The organism is Tepidimonas sp. (genome assembly GCF_029335975.1).
Classification (GTDB): domain Bacteria; phylum Pseudomonadota; class Gammaproteobacteria; order Burkholderiales; family Burkholderiaceae_C; genus Tepidimonas.
On sequence record NZ_JARJMT020000173.1, the window covers coordinates 1 to 2,682 of the forward strand.

The 2,682-nt window shown below is 67.3% G+C and carries 2 protein-coding genes and 2 pseudogenes; 3 read left to right on the top strand and 1 reads right to left on the bottom strand.

The window, feature by feature from the left end; translation table 11 throughout:
* Together P3W97_RS09710 and P3W97_RS09715 are read left to right on the top strand one after the other, a co-directional pair.
* A pseudogene (locus P3W97_RS09710) lies at window positions 1-238 on the top strand (protoheme IX farnesyltransferase); the annotation flags it as partial.
* Window positions 237-470: pseudogene (locus tag P3W97_RS09715) on the top strand (SCO family protein); the annotation flags it as partial. The pseudogenes P3W97_RS09710 and P3W97_RS09715, both read left to right, overlap by 2 nt.
* Window positions 471-532: 62 nt before the next feature.
* Here P3W97_RS09715 and P3W97_RS09720 read toward each other — a convergent pair.
* A complete protein-coding gene (locus P3W97_RS09720) occupies window positions 533-1,567 on the bottom strand; it encodes a CDP-6-deoxy-delta-3,4-glucoseen reductase (protein WP_300846222.1) in 1,035 nt (344 codons plus the stop codon).
* A gap of 113 nt (window positions 1,568-1,680) precedes the next feature.
* On the opposite strand from P3W97_RS09720, the gene P3W97_RS09725 reads away from it, so the two are divergent.
* Window positions 1,681-2,634 (top strand): SDR family oxidoreductase, encoded by a 954-nt coding sequence (locus P3W97_RS09725; protein WP_300846224.1) that lies wholly within the window; start codon window positions 1,681-1,683, stop codon window positions 2,632-2,634.
* Window positions 2,635-2,682: the final 48 nt, after the last annotated feature.

Below are 2,682 nucleotides of genomic sequence, written 5' to 3' on the forward strand. Positions count from 1 at the left end.
GCTGTATACCCTGGTGCTGTTTGCCGCCTGCTTGCTGCCCTATCTGTTGCACATGAATGGCTGGCTGTATCTGCTGGTGGCGGTGGGGCTGAATGCGGGCTTCGTGGCGTATGCCTGGCGGCTGTGGCGGTCGTACTCCGACACCCTGGCCCGCCAGACCTTCCGCTTTTCTCTGATCCATTTGTCGGCGCTGTTCGCAGCCATGTTGGTGGACCACTATCTGATCATGACGCCATGACCCGTCGTTTTTGGCGCTGCGGGCCACGCCCGAGGAGCTGCCCGCGTTAGCGAAAGCCTTCAAGGTCTATTACAAGAAGGTGGAGGGCCCAACCCCTACCAGCTACACCATGGACCACTCGGCGGGCAGCGATGTGTACGACCCCCAGGGGCGCCTGCGCCTATACCATCGCTACGGCAGTGGGGCGCAGGCCCTGGCAGAGGATGTGCGGCGATTGCTCGCTCAGGGCTGATCGCTGGGGCGGTTGCGCCAGTCGACCGTTGCGTCGGCTTTGGCAACCCCAAGTCTGGGGCGTCAGCCCTGAATTTTGTCGGCTTCGGAGGTAAAGGCGTCGGCGTAAAACGCATCGGTCGGCAGGCCGGCGGCCGCGTAATCGCGTCGGGCAGATTCCACCACCACCGGGGCGCCACAGGCATAGACCTCGAAGCCGCAGAGGTCCGGATGGTCGGCCAGCACGGCCTGGTGCACGAAGCCGGTGCGGCCGCTCCAGCGATCCTCGGGCAACGCGTCCGATACCACAGGAATATAGGTCAAATGGGGCAGGCTCGCGGCCGTCTCGCGGATCCAGGCGTCCTGGTACAAGTCCTGGGGGCGTCGGCCGCCCCAGTAAAGCCAGACGGGGCGGGTGATACCCTTGTGCTGCATGTGCTGCACGATGGCTTTGATGGGCGCGAAGCCGGTGCCCGAGGCCAGCAGGATGATCGGCTTGTCGGTGCCTTCGCGCAGATAAAAGCTGCCATATGGCCCTTCGATGCGCAGGATCTCTTTTTCCTTCATCGCTCCGAAGACATGGTCAGTGAACTTGCCGCCCGGCATGTGCCGAATGTGCAGCTCCAGCATGGGCACGTCGGTTTTCACGTGCGGCGCCATGGCCATAGAGTAGGCGCGGCGCGTGCCGTCGCGCAGCAAAAACTCGATGTACTGCCCGGCGTGGTACTCAAAAGTGTCGTTGGCTGGCAGTTGCAGGCGCACGATCATGACGTCGGGCGCGGCGCGTTCGAGCTGCAGTACGCGCACGGGCAGCTTTTTGACCGGGAAGGCGCCAGCCTCGGTCACCTGACGCGATTCGATCACGACATCGCTGTGCGCGGTGGCGCAGCAGGTCAGGATCAGTCCGGCCGCCTCTTCGTCGGCGCTCAGGGCTTTGGACTGGTGCGGGCCGTGCGTTACGGTGCCAGACAGCTTGCGGCATTTGCACGACCCGCAGGCGCCGTCCTTGCAGCCGTACGGCAGGCCGATGCCTTGTCGGATGGCGGCAGCGAGCAAGGTTTCGTTCTCGGTGGCCGTGTAGGTGCGGCCGCTGGGTTCGACGGTGATGGTGAATGTCATATTTGCGCTGGCGGGCCAAAGGCCCCATCGAGGGTCAGGCAGAATTGTCGCAAATGCCGTGGCGCAGCGCGCACACAGGGGTTTGGCCAGTTTGCCACGCAGGATGTGAACCGATGTTGAATGGAACGGGTGGAGTGCTGCCGGCGCGGTTTCGGCGGCAGCGGGTGCTGATCGTGGGCTGCGGTGACGTGGGGCTGCGTGCTGCGCGCCTGCTGGGGCAGCGGGTGCGTCTGCTGGCCTTGACTTCCAGTCCCGAGCGGGTGCAGGCGCTGCGGGCGGCGGGCATCACCCCCTTGGTGGGCGACTTGGACCAGCCGCGCACGCTGCAGCGCTTGGCGGGACTGGCGGACCGTGTCCTGCATCTGGCCCCGCCGCCCAGCGAGGGGCTGAGCGATTGGCGGCGCGACCCGCGTTCGCGCGCCTTGGCGGCGGCGCTGGCCCGTCGGCGCGCCCCGGCGGCGCTGGTGTATGGCTCGACCAGCGGGGTGTACGGCGACTGCGGCGGTGCGTGGGTGGATGAGACGCGCCTGCCCGCCCCCGAGACGCCGCGCGCCTGGCGACGGCTGGATGCCGAGCAGCAGTGGCGTGGGTGGGCGCGGCGCAGCGGGGCGCGGGTCAGCGTGTTGCGCATTCCCGGCATCTATGCGCATGACCGCCCGGGCGGGCCGGCCGAACGCCTGCGTCGTGGCATGCCCGTGCTGCGCCCCGAGGACGATGTCTACACCAACCACATCCACGCGGATGATTTGGCGCGGGCGTGTGTGCGCGCGCTGTGGCTGGGGCGCCCCCAGCGCACCGTCCATGTGTGCGACGACAGCCACCTGAAAATGGGCGATTATTTCGATCTGGTGGCTGATGTGTTGGGGCTGCCGCGCCCACCGCGCATCGCGCGTGAGGGGGCCGAGCGTCAACTGCCCCTGATGGTGCTGTCGTTCATGAGCGAGTCACGCCGCCTCGTGAACCGCCGCCTGCACCAGGAGCTGCGCCTGCGCCTGCGCTATCCGACGGTCCGGGAGGGGTTGCTGGCCGGGTGGCACCCGATGGCCCCCAAGGTGCCGACAGCGTAATCTGTGTGGGGTGCTGCCGAGGCGGCTGGCGCCGGGCGTGCGGGGGGG

Bases quoted from the DNA above. Each gene is read 5' to 3' on its own strand.
- P3W97_RS09720 (WP_300846222.1), bottom strand. From the start codon at position 1,567: ATGACATTCACCATCACCGTCGAACCCAGCGGCCGCACCTACACGGCC.
- P3W97_RS09725 (WP_300846224.1), top strand. From the start codon at position 1,681: ATGTTGAATGGAACGGGTGGAGTGCTGCCGGCGCGGTTTCGGCGGCAG.